Annotated in this window: 24 protein-coding genes and 1 riboswitch; of the genes, 11 read left to right on the top strand and 13 right to left on the bottom strand. The window is 44.7% G+C overall.

Annotated elements, in window-relative coordinates:
* Nucleotides 1–4 precede the first annotated feature (4 nt).
* The 6 genes from LU361_RS00735 (at nt 5) to LU361_RS00760 (ending at nt 6326) form a co-directional block, all read left to right on the top strand.
* The gene (locus LU361_RS00735; protein ID WP_233086396.1) at nt 5–1300 is read left to right on the top strand and encodes a coproporphyrinogen-III oxidase family protein; all 1296 of its coding nucleotides are present in this window, start codon (nt 5–7) and stop codon (nt 1298–1300) included.
* Between the two features lies 1 nt (nt 1301).
* On the top strand, nt 1302–2066 hold the full coding sequence (locus tag LU361_RS00740; RefSeq protein WP_233086397.1) for a sulfotransferase family 2 domain-containing protein: 765 nt from the start codon (nt 1302–1304) through the stop codon (nt 2064–2066).
* A gap of 28 nt (nt 2067–2094) precedes the next feature.
* The gene (locus LU361_RS00745) at nt 2095–2805 is read left to right on the top strand and encodes an SDR family NAD(P)-dependent oxidoreductase (RefSeq protein ID WP_233086398.1); all 711 of its coding nucleotides are present in this window, start codon (nt 2095–2097) and stop codon (nt 2803–2805) included.
* Nucleotides 2799–3749, top strand: a complete 951-nt coding sequence (locus LU361_RS00750) for a sulfotransferase family protein (protein WP_233086399.1) — start codon at nt 2799–2801, stop codon at nt 3747–3749. The genes LU361_RS00745 and LU361_RS00750 overlap by 7 nt, the downstream gene beginning before the upstream one ends.
* Nucleotides 3750–4409, top strand: coding sequence for a GrpB family protein (locus tag LU361_RS00755; RefSeq protein WP_233086400.1), 660 nt, complete (start codon nt 3750–3752; stop codon nt 4407–4409).
* A gap of 630 nt (nt 4410–5039) precedes the next feature.
* Nucleotides 5040–6326, top strand: a complete 1287-nt coding sequence (locus LU361_RS00760) for an NAD(P)/FAD-dependent oxidoreductase (protein WP_233086401.1) — start codon at nt 5040–5042, stop codon at nt 6324–6326.
* Between the two features lie 135 nt (nt 6327–6461).
* On the opposite strand, the gene LU361_RS00765 is transcribed toward LU361_RS00760, so the two are convergent.
* From LU361_RS00765 to LU361_RS00780, 4 genes are all read right to left on the bottom strand, one after another.
* The gene (locus LU361_RS00765; protein ID WP_233086402.1) at nt 6462–7400 is read right to left on the bottom strand and encodes an ABC transporter ATP-binding protein; all 939 of its coding nucleotides are present in this window, start codon (nt 7398–7400) and stop codon (nt 6462–6464) included.
* A gap of 11 nt (nt 7401–7411) precedes the next feature.
* Nucleotides 7412–8530: a FecCD family ABC transporter permease gene (locus LU361_RS00770; protein WP_233086403.1), complete on the bottom strand. Its 1119-nt coding sequence runs from the start codon at nt 8528–8530 to the stop codon at nt 7412–7414.
* A gap of 50 nt (nt 8531–8580) precedes the next feature.
* Nucleotides 8581–9198 (bottom strand): cob(I)yrinic acid a,c-diamide adenosyltransferase, encoded by a 618-nt coding sequence (gene cobO, locus LU361_RS00775; protein WP_233086404.1) that lies wholly within the window; start codon nt 9196–9198, stop codon nt 8581–8583.
* Nucleotides 9199–9295: 97 nt separating this feature from the next.
* Entirely contained in the window at nt 9296–11143 is a 1848-nt protein-coding gene (locus LU361_RS00780; RefSeq protein ID WP_233086405.1) for a TonB-dependent receptor plug domain-containing protein, read from the bottom strand.
* A gap of 206 nt (nt 11144–11349) precedes the next feature.
* Nucleotides 11350–11520, bottom strand: a riboswitch (cobalamin riboswitch).
* Nucleotides 11521–11901: 381 nt separating this feature from the next.
* On the opposite strand from LU361_RS00780, the gene LU361_RS00785 reads away from it, so the two are divergent.
* The 3 genes from LU361_RS00785 (at nt 11902) to LU361_RS00795 (ending at nt 15220) form a co-directional block, all read left to right on the top strand.
* Nucleotides 11902–12069 carry a hypothetical protein gene (locus LU361_RS00785; protein WP_233086406.1) on the top strand — a complete coding sequence of 56 codons (168 nt, stop codon included), beginning with the start codon at nt 11902–11904 and terminating at the stop codon, nt 12067–12069.
* Between the two features lie 1035 nt (nt 12070–13104).
* The gene (locus LU361_RS00790; protein ID WP_233086407.1) at nt 13105–13956 is read left to right on the top strand and encodes a lipase family protein; all 852 of its coding nucleotides are present in this window, start codon (nt 13105–13107) and stop codon (nt 13954–13956) included.
* A 13-nt stretch (nt 13957–13969) separates the two neighbouring features.
* Entirely contained in the window at nt 13970–15220 is a 1251-nt protein-coding gene (locus tag LU361_RS00795) for a DUF4785 domain-containing protein (RefSeq protein WP_233086408.1), read from the top strand.
* A gap of 366 nt (nt 15221–15586) precedes the next feature.
* Here the strand turns inward: LU361_RS00795 and LU361_RS00800 are convergent, their stop codons facing one another.
* Entirely contained in the window at nt 15587–16195 is a 609-nt protein-coding gene (locus tag LU361_RS00800) for a TetR/AcrR family transcriptional regulator (RefSeq protein WP_233086409.1), read from the bottom strand.
* 820 nt (nt 16196–17015) lie between these two features.
* On the opposite strand from LU361_RS00800, the gene LU361_RS00805 reads away from it, so the two are divergent.
* Nucleotides 17016–17747, top strand: coding sequence for a LuxR C-terminal-related transcriptional regulator (locus tag LU361_RS00805; RefSeq protein WP_233086410.1), 732 nt, complete (start codon nt 17016–17018; stop codon nt 17745–17747).
* The gene (locus LU361_RS00810; RefSeq protein ID WP_233086411.1) at nt 17737–18450 is read left to right on the top strand and encodes a cupin domain-containing protein; all 714 of its coding nucleotides are present in this window, start codon (nt 17737–17739) and stop codon (nt 18448–18450) included. Before LU361_RS00805 ends, LU361_RS00810 begins: the two co-directional genes overlap by 11 nt.
* Nucleotides 18451–18457: 7 nt before the next feature.
* Here the strand turns inward: LU361_RS00810 and LU361_RS00815 are convergent, their stop codons facing one another.
* The 8 genes from LU361_RS00815 to dnaX all read right to left on the bottom strand — a co-directional run bounded on the left by LU361_RS00815 (nt 18458) and on the right by dnaX (nt 25834).
* A complete protein-coding gene (locus LU361_RS00815; protein ID WP_233086412.1) occupies nt 18458–19261 on the bottom strand; it encodes an amidohydrolase family protein in 804 nt (267 codons plus the stop codon).
* A gap of 607 nt (nt 19262–19868) precedes the next feature.
* Complete coding sequence (locus tag LU361_RS00820) at nt 19869–20309, bottom strand: hypothetical protein (protein WP_233086413.1); 441 nt, start codon at nt 20307–20309, stop codon at nt 19869–19871.
* A gap of 56 nt (nt 20310–20365) precedes the next feature.
* The gene (locus LU361_RS00825; RefSeq protein WP_233086414.1) at nt 20366–20824 is read right to left on the bottom strand and encodes a YcgN family cysteine cluster protein; all 459 of its coding nucleotides are present in this window, start codon (nt 20822–20824) and stop codon (nt 20366–20368) included.
* A 24-nt stretch (nt 20825–20848) separates the two neighbouring features.
* Entirely contained in the window at nt 20849–21139 is a 291-nt protein-coding gene (locus tag LU361_RS00830; protein ID WP_233086415.1) for a YcgL domain-containing protein, read from the bottom strand.
* A 111-nt stretch (nt 21140–21250) separates the two neighbouring features.
* Nucleotides 21251–22393, bottom strand: a complete 1143-nt coding sequence (gene rnd / locus LU361_RS00835; RefSeq protein ID WP_233086416.1) for a ribonuclease D — start codon at nt 22391–22393, stop codon at nt 21251–21253.
* A gap of 50 nt (nt 22394–22443) precedes the next feature.
* Nucleotides 22444–23040 (bottom strand): recombination mediator RecR, encoded by a 597-nt coding sequence (gene recR / locus LU361_RS00840; protein WP_233086417.1) that lies wholly within the window; start codon nt 23038–23040, stop codon nt 22444–22446.
* Nucleotides 23041–23093: 53 nt separating this feature from the next.
* Nucleotides 23094–23414 (bottom strand): YbaB/EbfC family nucleoid-associated protein, encoded by a 321-nt coding sequence (locus LU361_RS00845; RefSeq protein ID WP_233086418.1) that lies wholly within the window; start codon nt 23412–23414, stop codon nt 23094–23096.
* A gap of 59 nt (nt 23415–23473) precedes the next feature.
* On the bottom strand, nt 23474–25834 hold the full coding sequence (dnaX, locus tag LU361_RS00850; protein WP_233086419.1) for a DNA polymerase III subunit gamma/tau: 2361 nt from the start codon (nt 25832–25834) through the stop codon (nt 23474–23476).
* Nucleotides 25835–25931: the final 97 nt, after the last annotated feature.

Here is a 25931-nt window from a genome sequence, read left to right on the forward strand (position 1 = left end):
GGTAATGCAAAGCAAAGCGCAGGAAGAAGAATCTGTTCATCTGCCAGAAGATGAATTACATCGCCGAGGGTTCGTTACGAATTATCCCTCCAGTCGATACTGGAAAAGCAGCTTTACCCCGACGATTTCAGAAAATAATCGCCTGCATCTGTACATTCACATTCCCTACTGCATTCAGCGATGTGCGTATTGCTTTTTTAAAATCACAGAACTGGCCGACAGTGACCGAGAGCAAATGGAGCAATACGTCGACTATTTGTGTCGAGAAATTGCCATGGTCAGCCAAGCCTACAGCTGGCAACACCGTCCGGTAGACACACTGTATTTTGGCGGCGGCACACCTAGCTTGCTCAGGCCCAAGCAACTGGAAAAAATTCTCAACCAACTCAACAAGCACTTTAATTTAGCGCTGACGGAATTTGTGTTTGAAGTTGAGCCCATCACTTACACCAAATCGAAAGCGCAACAGCTGGGCGAGTTCGGAATAACTCGAATGAGTTTTGGCATTCAATCGTTTGTCGATGACATAGTGCGTAAAACCGGTCGCAAAGACACAGAAAAAATGAACATTGAGGCCATTGATCGAGCCTTAGATTCTGGCGTTACCGTCAATATTGATTTATTGAGTGGTCTTGAGGGCGAGACCATGGAAACCTGGCAACACTCCGTCGAGCGCGCTATTTCTCTCGATGTGCACGCCATTACCGTGTACAAAATGGAATTGTATAAGAACTCCAAGTATTTTTCTGCGGTGCGCAAAAACACGATTATTTTACCCAGTGACGACGAAGAAATCGCATTTATGCGCATGGCCATGGGGGCATTAAAACGCGCTAACTATCAACCTTCTACGTATTTTACCTTTACTAAAAATGGCGACTATCCCCAAGGCCATATTATCAAACGTTGGCGTGGCGAAGACACCTACGGTTTCGGTGTATCGGCATTCAGCTCTTTAGAGCAGGCGTACATTCAAAACACCTCAAACACGCAAACCTACATTGATAAAATAGAAAACGCAGAACTGCCGATTGATCGCGGAATGCATTTAAACTCTCGTGAAATTATTGCACGAGACATTGTCCTGGGAATGAAAACTTCGCAAATCGACCTCATTGCATTTCAACAAAAACACGGCATTGAATTGGCAAGCCCAAAAAATGAGATGTTGCATCTGTTGATTAAGAAAGGATTTTTAACCATCGAAAACAATGTTTTAAAACTCACTGAGCAAGGCGTAATGTACGGCGATTTCAGCGGAAAAAGTTTGGCCAGCGCTTGGTTAGAATCGGGGTATTAATATGTTAATCACCGACGACTTTGTGTTTGTACACATGCCCAAAACCGGCGGTACGTTTGTGCAAAATATGCTGCAAAAAATCTACCCAAACGCGACGACTCTTGAAACACACCTCACGTGCAGCGATATTCCCCAACAGGCGCAGGAGCTACCTGTTTTATCGATCATCCGCCATCCGATGGATCGATACGTTTCCCAATTTCATTTTGGCTGGTGGCGCATGCATCCTGAACGCTATTGCTCCCAAGCTCAGTGGAATGCCATGGGAATCGATCCGAAAAATCTGAGTTTCCGCGATTTTATTCGCATTAGCGATGCTTATTTTAAAGGTTATTTCTCTGGAGAAAAAAACGGCTTTGAAAACCATAAAACAGCATCGCCTTTGGGTTGGCACACCGAACAATTTATTCGCTTTTACTACCGCAATCCCAAACAAGTATTTTCTGATCTCGACGAAAGAAAGATTCAAACCGGTGATTACAAAGAATCCGAATTTCCCGTTACCTTTTTGCACACCGAATCACTCAATCAAGACTTGGTTGCTTACCTAACAAAAATAGGCAGAGATGAGGAAGACATTGCCTTTATTTTAGATCAGGGCAAACTGCAACCCAAAGAAGGCACAAAACGTACAGAAGAAGACGATTGGCAATCGTATTTTGATCCCGACATAACGCGATTTGTGTGCGAGCGCGAGCGCCTACTCTTCAACCGATTCCCATCCTATCAAGAAGAGTTACCAAAAAGGGTTATCAAAAATACTTAAGAAATGAGTCATAACCACGAGTAAAAAAATGCAGAAAAAAATCGCCCTAGTGACCGGTGCCAACAAAGGCATTGGCTTGGAAATTTGTCGACAATTAATTGCCAACGATATTCATGTGTTGATGGCGTGTCGCGACTTAACAAAAGGCGAAAAAGCGCAAAATAAACTCGCCTCTCAATTAACCGACGTCAAAAAGCATTCTACGCTGGTGCAATTGGATGTTACCAACGAAAGCGATGTTCAAGCGTTAGCAACCACTTGGTGCCAAGAAGGTATTGATATTTTGGTGAACAATGCAGGTATTTCTCGCGGTGTGACCAAAACGGTTATCACAGAATCGGAAGAAGACGCCCGCCTAACACTGGAGACCAATTTCTGGGGGGCCTGGAGATTGTCTCGCTTATGTTTGGCGCACATGAAAGCCACAGGTTACGGTCGCATCGTTAATATTTCCAGCGGCCACGGCACCTACGCAAAATTAGATCGCCATAATCCGGGCTATCGTTTATCGAAACTCGCACTCAACGGACTCACTAAAATGCTCGACGACGAAGTGAAAACGTTTGATAACATTCTGATCAACGCCATGACACCGGGATGGGTACGAACGCACTTAGGCGGATTAAGAGCAAACCGTAGTGTAGAGGAAGGCGCCGATACCGCTATGTGGTTATGCCTGAATGACGATCAACAAATACGCGGCGGACTCTACAAAGACAGGGAAATTTTTCCATGGTAAAACACTGGCTCAACGCGACTTTCTCCGAGCATTCGCCGTCAAATCATTCGCCATTAAATCATTCACCTTTAAACGATTGGCCGTTAAACCAAAGACCAAACGTATTTATTATTGGCGCACCGCGCAGTGGCACATCGGCATTGTATTTAAGTTTAAAACAACATCCGCAAGTGAGTTTATCCGTTCTCAAAGAACCGCATTTTTTGGCCGACGACCTTCCCGCACAACCTCATACAATCACCGACTGGCAAGATTACCAAAGCTTATTTACCGGCTCTAACACAGCCGTGCGCGGCGAAGGCTCGGTTTGGTATTTAAGCAGCGAACATGCACCGCGCAACATACACGCACTCAATCCCGAAGCCAAAATTATCGTGTTGCTGCGCCGACCCTGGCAACAAGTACAATCGCTACATTCGCTGTATTTGCGCACCGGCAACGAAGACGTTACCGATTTGGAGCAAGCCATTGAACTCGCCCCACAACGACTCAACGGCCAACACTTACCAGACCAACATTATTTTTGCCACGGCTTGCAGTATTTAAACAATACCTATTACGCGCGCATGTTAGCTCGGTATTATCGTTATTTTGCACCAGAACAAATTCGAGTACTGATTTTTGATGACTATAAGCAAGACAACCCAAAAACGATGGCGCAAGTGTGCGAGTTTTTAAATCTCTCGCCGTATTCCGATTGGGCAACAAGCCAACAAGAAGGACAAAAGCGCGTGCGTTCTACAGTTATGAAGCAATTGAAACAATTGAGTCCACAGGTGCGCCAAAAAATTCATCCAAAGTTGGTGCAAATTCATAAAACCACCGCCGTCAGCGATTATCGCCCAGCTTACCTCAACCACCTTAAATCGCTTTTTAAAGCGCAAACCCAAGAATTATCGGATTTACTTGGCCGAGACCTTTATACAACTTGGTACAAAGACTGAATGAACATCGCACATTTAAAAGCCTTTAAAGCACTAAAAAACCGCTACCGCGAATTTAACCACGAACCCATCGATCACGTCTTTCGCCGAATGATGCAAGTGAAGTCGCCAGAGCTGTCACTGGTGCAGCAGCCGTTTCAAGAAAGTTGGAGTATTAACTTTAACGCAGAAAAACAACGGCTATTAACTCAATTGCCGCAACTGTATAACCTGTTTCATATTGGCAGCACTTCGATTCGTGGCATGACCGCCAAAAATGTGATCGACATTTTACTGGTGACTGAACAATCTCCTGAAGATGCCAATTTATTGAAGCAACTGAAAACCTTGGGTTATGACAATTACGGCGTAAGCCCAATTTCTGGTAACGCTATTTGGTGTTGGCGAATCTTAAACGACGTCAGTTATGTTGTGCACTTGTGCAATACCAGCAATCCATGCATTGAGTTGCCCGTAGCGTTTTCACAATATTTAAATGTTAATACCAGCGCCCAACAAGCCTACGTGGCTGAAAAACACAAATTGCTGGCACGAAATTTAGACTTGATGTCTTACTCTGTGGGTAAATTAGGTATCTATTGTGACTTTTTTGAATTAGCAGGAGCATGGAAAAAAGCCCATTGTGGAGAACTCACTTTACCGCATTATGAAACGTGTTAAAAATTAATTCCTCCAGATTTGTTCATTTCAACTTTATGCCCATCACTGTCTTTGTGCAGAAGTTATTATCTGTTAAAAACACAAAGCACTAAAATTCTTTATTCTTTCATAAAAAAACCATCTTTGTGCTTTATATTTGCAAGCAGCTGCAACAACGTTAGCCAATAAATCAAATATGTTTCTCAAATGGGCACAATGAAAAAATTTGCACTCATTTGAGAAATTATTTTTATTACCGCAGTACAAAATCATTTCCCTTAAATTAGCATACCGTATTTTTCAGAAAAAATTGAAAATCACTCGGTGATTATTGCGCATTTATTTTGTAGCGATAGCTTGTTCTATGGGATTTTTTGAATTCAACCGTGAAAATAGTACCGACAACCTAAGAATGTACTTTGTGCAATTTGTAAAAATAGCTCAATAAAACGTTCATACAAGATTCATTATTTTTAAATTAAAACATGCGTTTTCCGCTATGCTTAACCACAATTGTCGACACAATGAAATTATTTTAGTAAATCACTTCGACTAAAGTCGAAATTATGTTAAAAATAATATGACAACACGTGGTGTTATCGGGCTGATCTTGCCTGAGCTTAGCCCCATAACACTATTGAGGATAGAAACATGCAAACCATCGTAATTGTCGGAGGAGGCGCCGGAGGCCTAGAACTCGCCAGCCAATTGGGGCGAAAACTGGGTAAAAGGAAAAAAGCAGATATTGTATTAGTCGATCGCAATTCAGCACACATTTGGAAGCCTTTATTACACGAAGTCGCAACCGGCTCACTCGATACCGGCACAGACGGCGTTGTTTATCGCGCCCACGGTGCAAAACACGGTTATCGTTTTGTATTAGGTAATTTTGAAGGTGTCGACAATACTAAAAAAACCATTCGTTTATCTGCCACCTTTGATGAAGACGGCAACCCGCTAATGCCTGTTCGTGAAATTAATTACGACGTATTAGTTATGGCTATTGGAAGTGTCAGTAACGATTTTGGAACGCCGGGCGTTAAAGATCATTGCTACTTCCTAGATTCACAGGCCCAGGCTGAACGTTTTCATAAAGCGTTGTTAAATCACTTTATGCGTATTGATCAAGACCTTGATGGGGTTTTGAATGTTGCGATTGTTGGCGCAGGTGCTACCGGTGTGGAATTATCCGCAGAGCTGCATCACGTAACCGAATTATTAAAAGATTACGGCATGCCCAACATGACGCCCAAGCAGTTGAAAATTACGTTAATTGAAGCAGGCCCACGTATCCTTCCGGCATTACCGGAGCGAATTTCTAATTCTGCGAAACGTGAATTATCAAGACTCGGCGTTGAGGTGAAAGAAAATACTCGAATTCAAGAAGCCACCACCGAAGGTTTTGTAACCTCTGAAGGCAACGTTATTAAAGCGGATTTAATGTTGTGGTCTGCCGGTGTTAAAGCGCCGAATTTTGTTGCCGATTTGGAGTTGTTTGAATTAAACCGAGCGAACCAAGTGTTGGTTAAGCCCACATTAGAAAGCACGGTTGACGAAAACATTTACGTTATTGGTGACTGCTGTGGTTTCTTGCAAGAAAACGGTAAGTGGGTACCGCCGAGAGCACAATCGGCTCACCAAATGGCGTCAACGGTTCAACGTAATATTTTATTGAAGCGCAACAACAAGGCACCTAAACCGTTTGCTTACAAAGATCACGGTTCATTGGTGACTTTAAGTCGCTACAGTACAGTGGGCAGTTTAATGGGCAATTTGACCAGCAAAAGTATGTTCGTTGAAGGTCACTTAGCACGCTTAATGTATGTGTCTTTGTATCGTATGCATCAAATTGCGATTCACGGTTTTTCCAAAGCCGCGATGGTGTATGTGGCCGAGACCATCAGTAAAGTGGTACGTCCAAAAATGAAACTGCACTGAGTTAAAAAATTCTCCGCGCTAATCATTGCACAGGGACGTGCGATTGATTTCAACCGTTGAACGCTTCGCCTTCACCGAATCTTTTCTAAAATTCTTCTTTATCTTTAACTCAAATAGCGATCAGTGAAATAACAATTAGTGAAATACCAGCCACTGTCGATTGTGGTGGGTCATTAATTCGGCGTGGATATGAAACACTTGTTGAATGTTATTTGAGTTCAACACATCACTGGGTTCACCTTGGGCAAATACAGCGCCTGCATTCATTAGTAATACCTGATCAGAATAATACAATGCCGCGTTTAAATCGTGAGTGACCAAAATAACGGTTAATCCCAACTCAGTTAACTGCTTTAAATAACGTTGAATACGCAGTTGGAATTCTAGGTCTAACGATGAACACGGTTCGTCAAGCAATAAGCACGGAGATTCACACTCACTTGCTGCAAGCAATTGAGTGTCTTTATCGGTAATTGAGCTTGTATCAACCCCCAATGTTTGCGCAAGCTGTTTAACAGCGTTGAAATTCACATTGCACAAGGCTGGAAGAATTTGCATGATCACGCGGGCCAAATGCACACGCTGTTGTTCACCGCCGCTTAATTGCGTAATCGGCAACGATAAAAACGGTTCCACTTTTGTAATAGCACAAGCCAACGCTTGAATAAATTCAAGCAATTCACTCGATAACGCACGGGTTAAAAAGCTGAACGCTAAAATTTCTGATACCGAAAAATTAAACTCAACCGAATTACTTTGCGGCAGCACCGCCATAGATTCAACCAGCGTTGAGGAATTTTGATGCCGAGCTTTTGCGACATCCAGGCCGCAAAACATCACACTGCCGCTGCATTCAATACCACCGGCCAAGCAATGCAGCAGTGTCGATTTGCCCGCACCGTTAGGTCCAACAACCGAAATAAATTCGCCCCCGGTTAAGGTTAGCTCGGGAACATTCAGTCGCACGCCCTGCGCTTGGTCGGAATTTTTTGATTGAGACGACGGTGATTTTTTTTCCGCACGACGACTGCACACGAAAAGATTCTGAACGTGAAACCCATTAATGGCAGACACTGGCTTCTCCCCTATTTCGACCGACTGTGCAGTAACACCCACAAAAACCAGGGTGCACCAATCATTGCGGTAACAATGCCCACGGGAATAATTTCTGCGGTTAATACTTGTCGAGACAGAAAATCGGCCAACACTAACATAATGGCACCCAGCAAGGCCGAACCGGGAATTAACCAGCGGTGATTAGGGCCAATTAACAACCGCACGCAATGCGGTGCCACAAGTCCAACAAAGCCAATTAATCCGGCAACAGCAACACACAAACCCACACCCAAGGCCGACAGAATAACCACTTGATACTGCAATTTTTTAATATTTACACCCAGGTAACGAGCCTGCTCCGCACCCAGCGCTAAAATATTTAAGGCATGATGCAAACGTGAAAAACCCACGACTACCAGTCCAACAATAATTACCACGGCGGTTAATAAGGACGCACTGAGCGGTTGTAGGCTGCCGAGTTGCCACAAGGTTACTTGTCTTAATTCGTTGGGCGTTAAAAAGTATTTACTCAACCCGGCACCGGCGGCGGAAAATGCCGACACCGCAATGCCCACCAATAACATGTATAAGATCATTTGTTTGGCCGAGCTGGATAATTGTTTTGCCAGAAAAAATACCAACCAAGCAATCGTCAACGCACCAATAAAAGCGCCGACAATAATCAGCAGTTGATAAAAATGCCCGACCTTAAAGGCATACACTGATAGCACAACTGTCACCACGCTTGCACCCAATAGAGCGCCTGCGGAAATACCAATTAATGCGGGATCGGCCAAGGGATTGCGAAACAAACCTTGCAAGGCCGCTCCCGAACTTGCCAAACAAGCGCCGACAAAAAGAGCCAATACAATTCGCGGCCAGCGCAGGTTCGATAAAATTAGATTGGCTTGTTCATTGGCAGGAGCAATATCAAATACCGATTGCAACCATGAATCTAAACGAAAAAAGTGCGCAAAAAACTGCACATGCTCGGACCACGAAATGGACACCGAGCCCTGAGTAACCGAAGCGGCAACCGCACACAGCAGCAACGCACCGGCAATGATAAAAAAGCGATGAGGCGTTAATAATCGAGGAGATAATAAGCCAGATGTTAATGATCCGGGTGTTAATGGTTTTTGTTGCACTCAGTCCTCAAACCTTATCTGCGGTTACCCTACAAAAAGCATAGAATACGTTAGAAATCCACGCCCTTGCGTGCGGCCACACCATCATTAAAGGCGTGCTTTACATCTTTCACCTCCGATACCGTATCAGCGAGATTGCGCAATTGAGCACCGCCGCCGCGCCCGGTAATTACCACGCTTTGGTGTTCTGGTCGGGCATTAATAGTTTCGAGCACGGTTTGCTCATCCAAATATTTAAAGCTGAGCATGTAGGTCAGCTCATCCAATACCACCAAATCGTACTCAGGATTCGATAACGCCTGTGCGGCTTTTTCCCAGGTTTTTCGCGCGGCTTGTTCGTCTTTACTTCGGTCTTGAGTGTCCCAGGTAAAACCGGTATTCATTTGATAAAAGAACACTTCAGGCAAATGATTGGCGATGAATAATTCTTCGCCGGATTTTTGCACGCCTTTAATAAATTGAATCACCGCGACTTTTTGTCCGTAACCCAACGCCCGCATCACCATACCAAACGCCGAGCTGGATTTACCCTTGCCGTTACCGGTTAACAGCACAACCACGGATTTTTCCACGTTAGCGCGCTCGATTGATTCGTGCACATTTTCCTGCTGCTTTTTCATGGCCGCTTTGTGCTTTTCGTTTTTATCGGCTTTAGTGTCTTTTGTCATGATTTAAAAATTAACCATCATTTAATAAAAAGCCCCTGATTACTGTTACCGCAATCAGAGGCTCCAAGGCTTTATCTCAACACTGTTCTAATTCGACTTAGAACTGGTAACGTCCACCTACGGTAAACGTTTGTCCGGCATTGTTAAAGCCATTCACTTCTTGGTAATCCTCATCGAAGACATTATACGCGTTCGCGTAAACATCAAAATCCGGGCTGAGCGAATAATTCACGGTTAAATCTACGGTTTCGTAATCGTCGAGATCAACACCGCCAATATCAATGGCATCGCGAACCGATCGCACCACCGCGTTAACACGCAAATTGCTCAATAGATCGTAGGCCAAGGTTAAGTTGGCAATGTTCTCTGGACGACGTAAACGTTGCCCACCGTTGGAATCTTCAGTGTCGTTGTAGGTGTAATTGAAACCGACATTCAGTGCATCAGACACCAACCAATCGAACTCAAATTCCACCCCTTGTGAATTTGAGGTACCAACTTCTTGTACGTAACCGCTGAAGCTAACCAAATCAAAGGTAATGGCATCGTCGATATCTTGGTCGAACCACGTTAACGTCACATGCCAATCGTTGGCAGAAATCCACTCAATACCAACGTCGTAGCCTTCACTGGTTTCTTCCGATAATTGCAAACCAGCAGCAGGGCCAAAGGTAGAATTATTGTTGAAAGACTGCTCGAAAATACTCGGCACACGGAAACCCGTGCCGTAGTTGGCTTTGAACTTTAACTGCCCCTGGGAAGATTGCGGGAACAGGTAACTGGTGGCTACGCGGTAGTTGTCGAAGCTGCCGAAATCGTCAGTGTCATCGTAGCGAGCACTCACATCGGCAAACCAATCGCTCAACAATTCAGTTTGATAATTCACGAACACCGCTTGTTGGTTGCGCTCGTTAGTGCTGTCGCTCTCTTCTCGCCACTCAGCGCCAACAATAATGCGCTGGGCTTCGTCCAACTGATAACTGCCCAAATATTCCACTTGGTCAATTTCGCCTTCACTGCCAAAGCTCAAGGCAGCATCGGAAAAAGAATCACGCACAACGTCGGTTTTGCTGTACGACAAGCGTTGAGTAATCACCTCGGTTTCGTAATTAACGGCAACACTGGCAATTTCGAGATCGTTTTCTGAGCGACAGTTATTGGTTGATGCAAACACGGCATTGAAACAGTTATCGAACTGGTTTTCGCCTTCGTGTTTGCGGTACAAACCGCTAACCGATACTTGCTCGGTCACATTGTATTGACCGTTAATATGGAAAGTTTCGTTTTCGTAACCGTCGTCTTCGCCAGAAAGGTCGTTTTCAGTAACGTTGAAACCATCGACATCAAAATTTGAATAGCTGGCAAAGAAATGACCTTGATCGCTGGAACCACCGACATTACCGGTAACCCGGCGCAATTCATCGCTGCCGACTTTCACATCCAGTGATCCACCCAAGGAGTCTTCGTAACGCTTACTGGTCACGCTGATCACACCACCGGCATCGCCACCGTAAATCACCCCTTGCGGGCCGCGCAAAATTTCGATGCGCTCAATACCGGCGCTGGTCACATCTTCAAATAAGGGTGAAATTTGCGGCGCGGTAGGATCGGCAATTAATACGCCGTCGATTCTCAACTGGGTGCGAAAACCCTCTTCACCACGAATACGTATGGCCGTGGTGCTGCCGTTGCCACCGGTTCGGGAAACGCCCAAACCTGGCTCAGTAATCAAAACATCCGTTAGGCTATCATGGCCGCGCGCTTGAATTTCTTGTTCGGTAATAACAGAAAAGCTTGTGCCTAAACGAAGCGCGTTATCGGGCAGGCGAGAAGAAACAATCACTTCTTCAATTTTTTTACTGCCTTCGGTCTCTGCGCTAGAAAGGTTAGCAAAGCCCAATGCAACCGCTGCCGATAATAATGTGTGAGTAAATTTACTAGTCATTTAAACCTCAATTCGAATGGATCACCGAATGAGGGAGGGGAAATAAGTACGCAAGTGATTGCCGTTGCACCGTTACCTGAATTCGCAAAGCGTTCGGCAACCGGCGACTTAATCGATGGATCATTCAAACCAACGATTAAGATCACTATCACTTATAAAGAAAGGATAGATGTGCTGATTCACTTACCGACGAAGCCCTCCGCTACATCGAATAACTCGCAAAGGCAGGTATCGGACTGTGAAAGCCAATCTACATAACACGGCTCTCAACCGTTGCGGGGGCAGTGATGGACTAAGCAAACGCTTACCATGCTTCCCTTTTAACTCGACCAATTGAATATTTTTTAATCACGAGCACCTTTGACAGTGCGCACTCTACCGAGCATTGGGTATAGGGTCAATAACAAAGCCTATTGATCAATTGATATTACTTAGGCAGAACTTGCACCATAACAAGGGGATTTAACGACAACCTTAGCTAAAAATTGTCGACACTGTCGATCAGGTCATTATTCCCTCACTATTTACTCAATCAGTTACTCAACCGAATTCACATTAATTCAGCATAATAAGAGCGCTGATCATAACCTGTTCGCGATCAATACTTTCGACGACCATCTTTTCAACAGCAGTCCTTTCGACAGTAATCTTTTCAACAACAACCCTTTTAACAACAAGAACACCAGACTAAACGCCTGGTTGGAAAAATCTCAGGATGGATGAATCTCTGGTTAAATGAATCTCTAGATGGATAGAGAATGGGACAGATTTTTTCTCACTTTGCTGAAAGCAACAAAGAACACGTTAAAAAAGGGAGAATTATTTCTCGTAAAAACACCGGTGGTTATTCTCACTCAAACAAACTTCGAAAAATTACCCGTATTGGTTTTGGTACATCCAAAAAAATTAAAACAACATCAATTTAAAATTGCGTAGCACTTCACATAAAAAGAGCAAACTCGCAATCGACATTTAAAAACTCATTAAAAAACCCACTAAAAAAGTTGACGATTTTTCTTACCGAGTAAAAAACATTCTTTGTCATCGATCAGCGTCTCAATTTTTACAGAAATAAAAAACTTTAATGAATTTTTTAATAGCGACCACCACGCAACTAAAATCACGATAAAATAAACAATGGCTATACGATCAGCACAAATTAGATCAAACACTTAAACTAACGTCGATAGCTGTTAGATCCTGTTAAATCAATCAGCAAAAATATTTTGTTTTGTTATTTTTTTTAGGAATTTCTACGTTATTATCAGCGCCAATAAATCGCAGCACACCGCGGTGTATCAATGCAAACTTAATCGACAATAGTTAACAGCACTGGTTAGTTTCTGCGGTACTCCTGTTGTTTAAAACACCCTGTTAAATGTGAATGAATCGGATTTTAAAGAACAGTGCATTTTGTAAAACAAACCACCCGATTAAAAGGTATAACATGTCGCGTATAGGAAAAATACCTAATAACGACATACAAACCTTTTTAACATCCTAAAACTAGCAAAAGAAAATTCTGACCAACAAATTAAACACGTTAATTTTGCTTAGCAAATTGTCTTTTAATCACAGTTTTCTAGATTTTTTTTATTATCAGAAGCTGCATCTTATTAGCATTTTTTATTAGGTAAAACTCAAGTACTGAGTCTAGACTCTAGGGGTCTTTTTAAAAACCAATAAATAAAAAAATTAAAGAGAAAAAACAGAAATCACTAGCAAAAACACTCAAATACGCGAACAAATTCAGTCGCATTAATTTCAACACCTGGCAGCTATCAGCAAAAAGGTATTGAAAAAGTCAATTCATTTATTTTTTAAAACGATGACTCGTTTTTTTTAATTCACACTCGTCGATGCGGGTGTAATACCGTTGTTTCGACAGCGGGTTAGGTTGCTGCACAAATAATCGGCAGCGTCCAATCATTCATTGATACAACAACGTTTAAAGGTGAGAGATGAAAAAAATTCTATGGGGATTCATACTGTGTACCGTCTGTGCACTGGCGAAAGCAAATACCGGTGTGGCGTTTGTTCACGGCACGGGCGAACAATCCGATGCATTTAATGATTACTGGACCGGAGATTTTGTTAATTCCGTACGCCAGGGTTTGCCCAATCAAAGCAATTTTGTCGTAATCAACTGTGACTTTACCCAATTTATGTGGGACGACCGTGCCGCAGGTTGCCTAGCCGGACAACTGACCAACTTCGTTAATTCGCGCAACATTACCGATCTTGTGGTTATCACCCACTCAAACGGCGGTAACGTGATCCGTTGGATCATGTCTAACCCAACCTTCGATTCACGCTACCCAAACATCATCAACCGCATGCGTTGGGCTTACGCCATTGCACCATCAAGCGGTGGTACGCCATTGGCTGAGCAAGTGATTGCCGGTAACGTATTCGAACAATCTTTAGGATTTATCTTAGGTTTTGCCAACGATGCCGTTCGTCAGCAACAACCGGATTGGATGGCGTTCTACAACTCAACGTGGTTACTCGGCACCGCTGGTCGCCCTGCTCTACCACGTCGTTTCTGGAACATTGTCGGCACCGACGTTGAAAGCTCGCCGTTTGACCCAGACAGCTATTGTGGTGGTTATACAGAAACTCTCGCGCTTGAAGTAACCCAAGAATTCTTGGATTCCTGCTCGGACGGTTTCTTAAATTGTTCTAGCCAAGAAGCCGCCGGTACCCTTTGGTTCCGCGACGTTCAAGCCACCAATGGTCGCGAGCCATTAAACCACAACCAAAGCCGTCGCCCTTGTTTTGGTCTTGACGTAATCCTACGCAACAATGTTTAAGGAGCCAGCCAACATGATTAAATTATCTCAAAAGAACTTACTGGGTTTGACGCTGGCCATTGGTTTAGCCACCAGCCACGGCTTTGCCCACGCCGAAAAAATGACATTGTTAACACCGTCGTCAAACGACATGACCAGCCAAGCGTTAACCACACTCGATGGCATTGCACTGCCGGCGATTAATAAATCCAAAGAGCGCGTTACTTTTAGCCAAGTACTCAGCGCCGATGCCACCATCAACACCGCCGTTAACCAACGCTTTGTCAAAGAGAGCCGCAATTTCCAAATGGAAATTTCCGGTGCGCAATTAAACGCGGGCGTGAACATTCCAGTGGCTTCTGAATCGGCGGTTATCCGTGTGATTCCTATGAAAAATTCGCCACAGATCGACAGCAAGCAATTAAAAATTAACACCAACGGTCGCTGGATGAATCACGACGAAGCGTTTGCAACCGCTGTTAATGAAAACCAACTGCGCGCAGCCGGTTTGGAATCACCGAAAAATACCATCGCGGTTAAAATGAAAGCCACACCAAGCGACGCCGGTATGATGATGAAGTCTGAGCAAGGCTTACAATCGAGTGATCGTTTTAACGTGATGGTTTTTGAGCCAAACAGTAACGAAGTGTTGAAAACTCGTTTGAACAAAAGCCGTGTTGTTCAAGGTGAAACCATTCGTGTTCGCACTCGCCTAACCAACGGCTCGAAAAAAATGGCAATGAATAACGTGTCGGCGTATGTCATGGCACCGAATTCAAACGTTAAAATTCCAGTGGAATTAAAAACTCGCAACAATGTTGCCATCGCAAAAATCGACACCTCTAAAATGGTGGCCAGCGCACCAGGTCTTTGGGAAGTGTACATTTCTGCTGAAGCCGAAAAAGGCCAAGCCAAAACTCTACGCTCTGCAAAAGTGGGTTTTGCGGTAGCACCTATGACAGCACGTTTAAGCGGCGATGTTGACGTTGATCTTGCCAGTGCCGATAACATGGCGTTCAGCTTTGATGTTGAAAACATCATGGCCGGTCGTTACGAAGTATCAGCGGTTATTTACGGTACCAACGCCAACGGCGATATGGTACCGGGCATTATGAGTTCTACCGCAAAATGGTTGGACGCAAACGGCACCATCACCTTAGACGTTTCTAAGGCTGACCTAAAGCAAGCCGGTTTAAGTGAGCCGCTAGAAGTTCGTCACTTAAAACTGAAAGACCAAACCCGTCTTTCTGAGTTGTGGTCGCAAGACTCTGCGTTAAAGATGTAATTTTAGCGCACAGTTAGTAAAAGCCTTCCGATCATCGGAAGGCTTTTTTATTTTCTGGTTTGCACTGTCAGTTTTTCGTTAATTTATATTATGAGCTTCTCTAAAACGTCTATCGATAAATACTGAACCATTCATCAAATACCATTCATTAAATACCATTCATTAAATACCATTGATCAAGTACCCGTAACCAAGCACAAATCACTTACCCAATAAATCTACCCGCAATGTCCCTCGCTAAAAAACCACATCCGTGTGCAAGCTAAAGCCCATATGGGGCAGTCGATTCAAATTTGGTCTGTAAAAGCCAAGTCATGGGTTTGCATTAAAATGATCGTGATTAAACGTGTCTGGTATTAAAAAGCATTAAAAAGGTCGATAATCATTAACGCTCATCTCCAGTGCTTCGGCCCAAGGCAGCCAGGGTAAAAACTCCAATACGCAAGTTAATATCGATTGATAATCCGAATTGATGTAAACGTAGGTATGAACCCCGTACCAAGCAAACATAATGTTCGACGCTTTCATGTGCGCTTCGGATTCGTACAAACAACACGTGGTTAAAGCTTCAAAGAAAAGACTTTCTAAGCGTTTTAGATTTTTTGAAGCAATGGTTTTTAATTCTCTGTCGCCGTTAAATTGCAATTCCAATTGACTTTTCAACAGAAAACAGCCGCAAAACCCTGCTTCTTGGGTGTTGCGAATATCGCGCAACAAAAAATTGCAGATACCGATTTCAACACTGGCGTTATGCATTAAATCATCGTTCAAGCGATCGAACACCTTGTTGGCGTAATGATCTAACGCGATTTTAAAAATTCCAGACTTACTCTGAAAGGTATTGTACAAACTGCCAGGATTAATATTGGCAACGTCAAACACTTCTTTAATGGAAGCCGCTTTGTAGCCTTTTCTCCAAAACAACTCCACGGCCGATTCTACTACTTCAAGATAATCAAATTTTTGCAAGGTCATAGTATAAACTTTCGCATTTAATAAAGAATACTCGTGAAAAGAATATGGCACCGCAGGCCAACCGAATTATTTCCCAATAATTTTCTTTTTTATTTTCTTTAATTTTCTACTTTCAACCTTCTATTTTTTAACTTCCCATTCCTTTGCTTTCTTTTTGCCTTCTTTTTTCCTTATTCCTTTCTTTATCTTTTTGTTAGCCAAACTTTTTTATGAACTAGTAAATACCACGAACTAGCAAACACCACGAATAACTAATACATAAAATTATTTTGTTAACGGCCAACACCAAATCAGCGATAAACAAAAAGCATCAATTAATAAGCAAGAAACAACAATCCAACAAACAACAAACTTAAGTCGTTAATTAACGCGTTAATCCTGCATTACGCTTGCGTTAGCCTTTTCAAAAAATAGAAAATAATTGGGATAATAAAAAACACCTGCAAACTACCATTTTAATTCACACAAAACCATCCACACAAAAGTTTACCAATCGCCTCACCTGAGAAAAAAGATGTAAAATCACGTTAATAATTTGATTAATTTCAATAGCCACTGCGTAAAAAATTCTCTATGATTACCACTGTTTTCGAGATCGATACATCACACCGTATTCAATCCAAAACTCATCCAATAATCGCCCAACGATTTGGATATTCTCGCGCACCCACATACGAATAAAATTCAAGATAACAGATAGCCTATCCGTTGTGACTGTTACTTTTTCACAGGCAACCGAACTTTTTTAGGCCACGTTATTAAAATTTTAAAAAAACAACCACCACCCAGTGGCGAACGATAACGATAGGTGCGCATACTTATGAGTGTATTACTGCATTCCTTTATCAACCGAGACGATCAATTTGAGGTGTCCGATCTCGACAAATTAAAGTCTAACGCCTCCCAGTTAATCGATTTAATTGATCAGCATATTTTCTGTAAACACCTCAACGGCGAATACATTTTTTGCAATCGCTCCTTCGCCAAGCTCGCCGGTATCACCGAACCTAAAGCCATCGCCGGATTAACCGACGCTGATTTGGTGTGGTCGGCGCAAACCAACGAAATCGCCCGGTTCGAGCAACAATTACTGCACTCAAAAAAATCCACCCTACGCCAACAAGAACAACAAATTCGAACCTCGGGCATGGTCACCATTCTTATCTCGCGAACCATTTTGTTGTTTAAAGGAAAACCCAAAGCCATCATCGCCAACTTTAGCGATTTGAATAATCACCTAATTCTAAAAACCAGTGGCGTTTACGATTACGATACCGCGCGCTTTCATTTGCAGTTTGTGCCCGAGTCGTTGTCCTATACGGAATTAAAAGTGTGCTACTACATTATTCAAGGATTTACCGTCACAAAAATTGCTGAAAAAACCGGGACTTCTGTACGCACTGTCAGATTTCACATTGACAACATAAAAAATAAAATGAACTGCTCGAAAAAGGAGCAAATCATTCAATTGGCCATGGAAACCGGTATTGCTTGGAAAATTTTTAGTATTTCTCCCAACTTATTTAATGGAGAAAATTCCGATGACCACTAAAAATATTTACTCGTCTTTTTCAGAGTTAATCAAGCATCTGGAATTGGTCCATCACATTGAAGGCGGTTACTATCGACAAAATTATCGTGCCGATAACACTATCAGCACCCACCGCGGTATTCGCCCGACCTCAACCAGTATTTATTATTGTTTGCCCAGTCACGATGTCTCGGTGTGGCATAAATTGGTGGACGTAGAAGAGCGTATTCATTTTCACTACGGCGACAGTGTAACGATTTACACCATCGAAAATCGTCAGGTGAAAACAACCTTGCTGGATGACCCCGACGGTGCGCCATTTATTGTCAACGCCAACACTTGGTTCGCCATGAAACCCAGCGGACAAAAAACGCCAGTGAATTTTTCCTTGATGTCGTGTATTTGCGAACCGGGATTTGATTATTCAGACTTAGTGATTGCCGACAAACAACTCTTGTCTGAGGTCGACAGCGAACACCACACATTGGTCGCCTCATTAATTAAAACCGCTAAGTTTGTTTATATTCGCTACAAAAATTACCAAGGTAAAATTGCCAACCGCCGTATTTTGCCGAAAAAACTTTGGTTCGGCGCTACTCGTTGGCACAGTGAAAAACAGTATTTATTAGACGCCTTAGATATGGACAAAAATCAACAACGCTCTTTTGCCATGAAAGATATTTTAGCCTGGAGTGATAAACCCTTAGAAAACGGCGATCTATAAAAATAGATTACGAGAAAAATCGCATTTTCTGTTTAGCGCCTTGGTGTTTTTGCAAATGATCAATGCGGTACAGCTCTAACGCGTTAGCGTAAAGCACGTCGTTTGCGTGAGCTTCGCCGAGTGCGTCAACGATAAGCGCGCAATCTTGATCGCAATACGCGGTGGGCGCGCGCGTAGACGGAAGATCAGTGCCAAAAATTAAACCCTTGGGATTGATCGAATAAAGATTAATAATGGCTGCTTTCGCGCTAAAGTCTAAGCGGCCAAAACCGGTGGCTTTTACGTAAACGCCTTGTTCGATTAAGTGCGTTATGTATTTAAAACCGGCTTCGCTCAATCCCAAATGATCAATGACGGCACAAGGTAAATCAGCAATGACGGTGGTTAATTCTGGTAGATCTTTGGAATCGATATAGAGTTCGGTGTGCCAGTTAGCGATGTCAAACACGCGATGGGCCAAGGTGGGTAAATATTCCAACACACCAGCGCCGGTGCGTTTAATGTTAAAACGAATGCCTCGCACACCGGCTTGCGCCAACGACACAATTTGCTCGTCACTCATTTGCTGATCAGCTTGAATCACCCCCACAAAACCATCACCCAGTTTTTTGAGTGTGTGTTCCATAAACGCGTAATCCGGCTGAAACGATCCCGACACCAAGGTGCCGCCCATCAAATCGTAATTCGACATGCGTTCCAGGTACTGCTCCACGGTATAGGGCTCTGGGGTGTATCCATGATTAGCCACTAATGGAAACTGGTTATCAATAATGTGAAAGTGCGCATCGTAAACCGTGGATTTCTTTTGCATGCGTGTGTACCAAAATAAACTTTGTCGTTAAATGGTGAATAGGAGCCTATAATTCATCAAACCGTAATATTTAGATTCTCTAAAAAACACATTTTTCCTTCTTAAGAATAGCACTTGAATTAAGGTTAATTGAGGCAACACCATTGAAACGTAATTCAGCTCACAATTTTGAACGTGCATCTTTTCTAATCTATAAAATAGGAAAACTTATTTGATGCAAAACGAAAAATTGGGTTAAGACACGTTAACGGTTTAAAAAATTAACCGTGTAAAAAACACAGTGAGAGAAAAATTCACAGGGATACGTTATAACGAAAAAGAAGGAATAAAGAGTACTGATCTTTTTGAGAACAAAATGGATTGATATATGGACTGATACAAAGGTTCTACGATAAAACGATTTAATACAAAACGATTTAGCACAAATCTATTTTAGACAGCATGGTAGAGGAAAATAAGCGAGAAGCTAAGAAAGGAACTAAGAGAGAAGCTAAAAGAGAAACTAGAGAAAAAGTAAAAAAACAATTAAGGAACGCCACTGTTATTAATGACGCCCCATTGATAAAAACACAGCTAAGAGCGTGGATAAAAGCCAAATATTTTTGAATTATGCTTCAACGGTTTTCGATCTTTTTGGCTTTCGCTGTTGTTTGGTTTGTTGTTTGCTGCTTTGCTCTGCCTGTTGCGGTTCTTCGCTGTGTTCCGATTGCGTCGCTTTCGGTTTTCGAATTAACGCGTAGGGAAGATAAAAAATTGGGAAAATTACCACGGAAAATAAAGTCACCATTCCAAACGCGGGACCAACACGACTGAATCCAATCTCCGGTAAAAACACACCTTCGTACAACATAATTAACCACGCTGGCCCCATAAACGCTGAGCCCGATTCAATATTGAATGGCGTGAGTAAAAACGCGGTTAATAACAGCAATAAAGGCACGCGCACTACCAAGGTTAAACCTCGGGTAATTCGCCAACCCACCAGTATCAACAAGGCCACGCCTACGGCGTAAACCGTCCAACCACTGAAATAATCCGCTTCGGTCATAATGAACCTTTTCTAATCCTTGTGTTATTCCTTTAGGAAGTTCTGATAAAACTCCGCTAAACCCACTTAACCACGCGCGTTTGCCAGTCGTCGAAGGCAACGTCGTTTTCAGACACGCATTTGCCTTTCACAGATCGCTTAAAGCGATGCACGGAGTTTTTATTGCCGCTGATTAAGTGGTGCCATTTTTCCAGTTTTCGGCCTTCGGCCAGTGTTCGATAGGCGCAACTGGTGGGCAGCCAATACATGTCTTTGACCGTTTCTGCCGAGAAGGTTTGGCACTCGGCCACTTTTTCTATGCGATTGGAATAATCGCTACACTGACAGGTTTCTAAATCCAACAGCTGGCAGGCCAAATCGGTGAAATAGAGCTCGTCGGTTTCGTCGTCGATCAGCTTGTGCAGGCAACATTTGCCGCAACCGTCACACAATTGCTCCCACTCGTCTTGGCTCATTTCGGCGAGTGTTTTCTCTTCCCAAAAACGCGGGCTTGGCTGCGGCGTGGCTGAACTCACGGTTGTTACCTATTGGCGATGTTTTTATAGTTTATTGAGCTTGCTGTTGGCTTTGTTCACTTCCTGCATGTATTCCTCTTTTTCTTGAGGCATTTGCAAGTAGTAACCGTTTTCGGTCATCGACGCTAATACCTTGTCGATATCGGCGTTGGCCAGTTCTCGCTCGGGGGTTAACACCAAGGTCATTGCGTGCACAGCTTTGCCGAACTTCTCCATTAAGGGTTCTGGCACACGGGTTAAACCGTCTTGTTTAACCACGTAAAGGTACATGTCGGAGATTTTTGAGCTTTTGTAAATATCGCAAATGGTTTTCATGTTTGTGTGCCTGCTTGCTGGTTCGTTCTTATCTGTCTGTATTTTTTACTTTTTCTATTACTTACTTTTTATTGCTTACTTTTTTATTACCACTAGGGTGGGCGCGTACGCTTAAAGATCAAAACAGTCTTTTGCGTAGGTCACCAACGGCTCAGCGATTACGTTAGCTCGCCAACCGTGTTTGAGTCGATCGCTCAATTCCAGGGTGTTTGAATACAAAATGGAACGTACCAAACGCTGCAATTCCTGTTTTTTCACCAAAATTTCAGGCGGCAAATTCAATTGTTCGGCCAGTTCATGCACGCACGAGCGCAAGGTTTTGGTCATGTCACCGGCTTGAGGTGGCAACGGTTTGGGCAGCCGCTGCGGAAAATCGACTTCGTTATCTTGCGCGTCACGAATCACATCCAACAGCGCTTTGCCGTCTTTTTTCAACACTTTGGCGTTAAGACCGCTAATGGTGGTTAGTTTGGCAAAATGCGGCGGCCGAAAACGCGCCATATCGTAAATGATTTGGTCTTTTAAGATGCGATTTCTCGGCACATTGCGCTCGCGCGCCTGGTGTTCTCGCCAAATGCACAGCGCTTTTAACACCGCCAAGCTGCGGGGGTTGAGCTTCCAGGCGAGTTTGATTTTTTTGTAATACTCTGGATCCACCGTGCCAATGGGCTGGTTTTGATCGAGCATGTCTTTGCAGTCTTCCAACACCCAATCGAGCATTTTACGCTCGGTGAGCCGATCCACCAATTTTTGATACACCACCAACAGGTGTTCAACGTCCAGCGCGGCGTAGCGCTTTTGCACGTCGGCCAGTGGTCGCAGTAACCAGTTAGAGCGCGTTGCGTCTTTGGGCAATTCGATGTCCATAAGCTCGCGCACCAAACTGGCGTAACCCAGGCTAAAGCCAAAACCGGCAAAAGCGGCGGCAATTTGGGTATCAAACACCGGGCGCGGCAAGACCTTGAAGCAACCTTGGAAGATTTCTAAATCTTCAGAGCACGCGTGCATCACCTTAACCACCTGCTCGTTGCACAGAAGCTCCGCCAACGCTTGATGCGCGCCGATGGACTGTGGGTCAATCAGGTAGGTTTTGGTGCCATCGTTGATCTGGATAAGGCCCGGTTCGGGGAAAAAGGTGTCGGTTCGGACAAATTCGGTGTCGATGGCAAGCGCAGGACACGTCGACCAATGGCGGCACAACACAGTCAGTGAGTCGGGGCATTCGACCCAGGTGTAATGAGGATTATCAATCACGAGAATAACTTATATTTTTCGGTTAACTACAAAATACAATCACGATACGGTCATTCTACTCGTGTTCGACTGCTAATAGCGTGAGCTAGTGTGCCTCCGTCAAGATACTCAAGTTCACCACCGAGCGGCACACCTTGAGCAAGCTTAGAGACTAAAATGTTGTGACTTTTGGCGATTTCAGAAATGTAGTGCGCTGTGGCCTCGCCTTCTACCGTAGAGTTTGTGGCCAACACCACTTCTTTGATGTCGCCGCCGGAGAATCGAGATTCGAGCAAATCGAGGCCCAAATCGGACGGGCCAATGCCATCAATAGGGGATAAATGACCGTGAAGGACAAAGTAAAACCCTTGATAAGCACCGGACTGCTCAAAAATAATGATGTCTGAGGGGTTTTCCACCACACACACCACAGAGCTGTCGCGGCGCGGGTTGGCGCAAATGCGACACAGCGACTGCTCGGTGAGGGTTTGGCAACAATCGCACCGACCCACGCCCTCTACTGCATCAGTTAGCGCCTGAGCGAGCTTGGTGGCGCCCTCTTTGTCGCGCTCTAACAGATGAAACGCCATGCGCTGAGCCGATTTTGGGCCAACGCCAGGCAATACTCGAAAAGCCTGCATCAGCTCATCAATCAAAGGACTGTACAATTCTTCTTCCTCTTACCTCGGCTCAGAGTGCGTGGCTCTCTGAAGAGTTATCATCAAAACGGCATTTTAAAGCCAGGCGGCATTTGGAAACCGGAGGTCAAGTTGCCCATTTTTTCTTGGTTGGCCTGCTCAACTTTGCGAACCGCGTCGTTCACTGCCGCCGCCAGTAGATCTTCGAGAATTTCTCGATCCTCAGACATCAACGCCGGATCAATAGAGACCGAGCGCACATCGTGACGGCCAGTCATTACGACTTTGATTAGGCCCGCGCCAGACTCACCTGTTACCTCAGCATTGGCAAGCTCTTCCTGCATTTTTTGCATATTTGCCTGCATTTCTTGAGCTTGTTTCATTAAATCGCCAAGACCGTTCATGAAGTTACCTTTTTGTTGTTCTGTTTTAACGTTGACTAAGAATATTGGGGTTTTCTGGCCTAAGCCAAGGGTTCAATTTTTTCAGGATCAATCACGACCGCAAACTGGTTCACCAACTGTTGCACCAAGGGATCAGACTGCACCAAGTGCACGGCTTCTTGATGACGCTCACGCTTAATGCGCGTGGCGCGAATGGCCGGGGTTTCACTGGTGACATCACCAAGGGTGACATCCACACCCACCGAATGGCCGAAGTATTCGCTCAAAATACCCGCGAATCGCTCGGGGTGGCTGTCGGAATACAGTGTTGCATTCGACTTATCCAACAGGAAGTGCAGCTGCTGCTCATCACGCCCCAGATAAACACAGTTTGAAACAGTACTCTGCAAAATGCCATTGACGTTAAGTTGCAGGTACACATCCAACCAGTTTTCTGGGCTTAGCTGATCCAGGCTTAACGCTGGAACCGAAGGTTCTGCGACTACCGCCGCTTGCGGTACTGAATCAGATACTGGCCCAGAATCAGAGATGGGAGCAGAGGTGGGAGCAGAAATCGGAGGACTCGGAGCTTGCGCCTGATTGACGTGCGAATTGCTGCCTTGGGACTGCCGCGCTTCGGCTTCCTCAGTGATGGATTCAAACAGGGATTTCTTTTTATCCTGTGGCGCTGGTGGAGCCGGTTTGTTCACCTCAGCGCGAGGCTGTGCGGGTGCGCTCTCAACCATACTGCGCCGATTGGCAGCGCCAGCTTCTGGGTAATCCGCCACTTGCGAGGCGTATTCGTCGTACTCCGAAGGAACATCATCAATCGGAGGCGCTGGTGGCCTAGCCGGTTGCTGTTGCTGTGGTGTTAACTGAGACGTTCTCGCTGGAGGCGGCTCAGGTCGATTTGCGTTCTGTGCAGCGCTAGGTTCTTGAGCTACAGGCTCTTGGGTTAAAAGTTCTTGAACGGGAGATTTAACCGTAGATTGTGGCGCGACTGGCGTTTCGGCCATCGATTGTTTAGCTACTGATGGCTGCGAAGACGCTTGTTGGGTTACTTGAGCCTGTTCCGCTTTTGGCGCTTGTTCAACTGCCGGCGCTTGCTCTACAACAGGCTTGATCGGCGAATTGATAGCAGGCTTAGCTGCGGACTCAGCACTGGCAGGTTTGGAAACCACAGGCTCGGCGGCTGTTTTTGCCACTGGTGCGGGTACGGGCGCAGATGCGGCCGATTCTTTATTGGTCTGAGTTGCAGGCGCTACCGGTGCTGCGCTCTGACTCACCGGACCACCGGAGTGGGTATTCACCGTCGTATTTGACGTTGGCAACTGGCCCTTCGGTGGCGATACCACGCCCTGAGGCTTAAAGGCCAACATACGCAAGAGCGTCATTTCAAAGCCGCTTCTTGGGTCGGGGTTTAACGGCAAATCTCGGCGGCCGTGCAAGGCAATTTGGTAAAACAACTGCACATCTTCGGAAGCTATTTTCTCAGCCAACGCAATCACTTGATCGCGATCACCCAAGCTGTTATCCAACGCTTGTGGCGCAACCTGGGCCAATGCCACTCGATGCAGCACTGAAATCACTTCGGCCAGTGCTGCCGCGTAATCGGGGGATTGTTCCGACATTTCAGCCACAGCGTTGAGCACAGCAACACTGTCGAGTTGCGATAGGGATTCGAGAATGTCGTAGACGTGGCTGCGATCAATCGTGCCGAGCATGGCACTGACTTCTTGTTCATTCACCGAGCCGTTGCCAAAGGCGATGGCTTGATCGGTCAGGCTCAAGGCGTCACGCATACTGCCATCAGCGGCGCGCGCTAATTGCCACAACGCGGTTTCTTCGGTGGGAATCGATTCTTCGGCCAGAACATTGGTTAAGTGACCAACAATGCGCTCCTGGCTCATATTCTTTAAATGAAATTGCAGGCAGCGCGACAAAATGGTGACCGGCAGTTTTTGCGGATCGGTCGTCGCCAGCAAAAACTTCACGTGCGGTGGTGGCTCTTCCAAGGTTTTTAACAGCGCGTTAAAACTGTGGCCAGAGAGCATGTGCACTTCATCGATCAAATAGACTTTATAGCGACCACGAGTCGGCGCATATTGCACGTTTTCGAGCAGTTCGCGAGTGTCTTCCACTTTGGTTCGCGACGCCGCATCGACCTCGATCAAATCCACAAATCGACCTTCGGCAATTTCGGTACAAGCCGAACATTGACCGCACGGGTTGGAACTCACCCCCACTTCACAGTTGAGGCATTTTGCCAAAATTCGCGCGATGGTAGTTTTGCCGACACCGCGAGTGCCGGTAAAGAGATACGCGTGATGAAGGCGATTGTGATCGAGTGCATTAATTAAGGCGCGCAGTACGTGCTCTTGCCCAACCATTTCATGGAAGTTACCCGGGCGCCATTTGCGAGCTAAGACTTGATAACTCATGTTTGTATTTAGGAATTCCCTAATTGTGTTTGCCTGGATTTAAAAGCTCAAAAACCGACCAACCAACGAAACTGTCCACTTTGATCAAAACCAGACC

This window comes from Sessilibacter corallicola (assembly GCF_021290925.1).
GTDB classification, from domain to species: domain Bacteria; phylum Pseudomonadota; class Gammaproteobacteria; order Pseudomonadales; family Cellvibrionaceae; genus Sessilibacter; species Sessilibacter corallicola.

What these genes read in the sequence shown, in the direction of transcription:
- LU361_RS00735 (WP_233086396.1), top strand. Translation starts at nt 5, where the DNA reads ATGCAAAGCAAAGCGCAGGAAGAAGAATCTGTTCATCTGCCAGAAGAT.
- LU361_RS00740 (WP_233086397.1), top strand. Translation starts at nt 1,302, where the DNA reads ATGTTAATCACCGACGACTTTGTGTTTGTACACATGCCCAAAACCGGC.
- LU361_RS00745 (WP_233086398.1), top strand. Translation starts at nt 2,095, where the DNA reads ATGCAGAAAAAAATCGCCCTAGTGACCGGTGCCAACAAAGGCATTGGC.
- LU361_RS00750 (WP_233086399.1), top strand. Translation starts at nt 2,799, where the DNA reads ATGGTAAAACACTGGCTCAACGCGACTTTCTCCGAGCATTCGCCGTCA.
- LU361_RS00755 (WP_233086400.1), top strand. Translation starts at nt 3,750, where the DNA reads ATGAACATCGCACATTTAAAAGCCTTTAAAGCACTAAAAAACCGCTAC.
- LU361_RS00760 (WP_233086401.1), top strand. Translation starts at nt 5,040, where the DNA reads ATGCAAACCATCGTAATTGTCGGAGGAGGCGCCGGAGGCCTAGAACTC.
- cobO (WP_233086404.1), bottom strand. Translation starts at nt 9,198, where the DNA reads ATGACAAAAGACACTAAAGCCGATAAAAACGAAAAGCACAAAGCGGCC.
- LU361_RS00780 (WP_233086405.1), bottom strand. Translation starts at nt 11,143, where the DNA reads ATGACTAGTAAATTTACTCACACATTATTATCGGCAGCGGTTGCATTG.
- LU361_RS00785 (WP_233086406.1), top strand. Translation starts at nt 11,902, where the DNA reads ATGGGACAGATTTTTTCTCACTTTGCTGAAAGCAACAAAGAACACGTT.
- LU361_RS00790 (WP_233086407.1), top strand. Translation starts at nt 13,105, where the DNA reads ATGAAAAAAATTCTATGGGGATTCATACTGTGTACCGTCTGTGCACTG.
- LU361_RS00795 (WP_233086408.1), top strand. Translation starts at nt 13,970, where the DNA reads ATGATTAAATTATCTCAAAAGAACTTACTGGGTTTGACGCTGGCCATT.
- LU361_RS00800 (WP_233086409.1), bottom strand. Translation starts at nt 16,195, where the DNA reads ATGACCTTGCAAAAATTTGATTATCTTGAAGTAGTAGAATCGGCCGTG.
- LU361_RS00805 (WP_233086410.1), top strand. Translation starts at nt 17,016, where the DNA reads ATGAGTGTATTACTGCATTCCTTTATCAACCGAGACGATCAATTTGAG.
- LU361_RS00810 (WP_233086411.1), top strand. Translation starts at nt 17,737, where the DNA reads ATGACCACTAAAAATATTTACTCGTCTTTTTCAGAGTTAATCAAGCAT.
- LU361_RS00815 (WP_233086412.1), bottom strand. Translation starts at nt 19,261, where the DNA reads ATGCAAAAGAAATCCACGGTTTACGATGCGCACTTTCACATTATTGAT.
- LU361_RS00820 (WP_233086413.1), bottom strand. Translation starts at nt 20,309, where the DNA reads ATGACCGAAGCGGATTATTTCAGTGGTTGGACGGTTTACGCCGTAGGC.
- LU361_RS00830 (WP_233086415.1), bottom strand. Translation starts at nt 21,139, where the DNA reads ATGAAAACCATTTGCGATATTTACAAAAGCTCAAAAATCTCCGACATG.
- LU361_RS00845 (WP_233086418.1), bottom strand. Translation starts at nt 23,414, where the DNA reads ATGAACGGTCTTGGCGATTTAATGAAACAAGCTCAAGAAATGCAGGCA.
- dnaX (WP_233086419.1), bottom strand. Translation starts at nt 25,834, where the DNA reads ATGAGTTATCAAGTCTTAGCTCGCAAATGGCGCCCGGGTAACTTCCAT.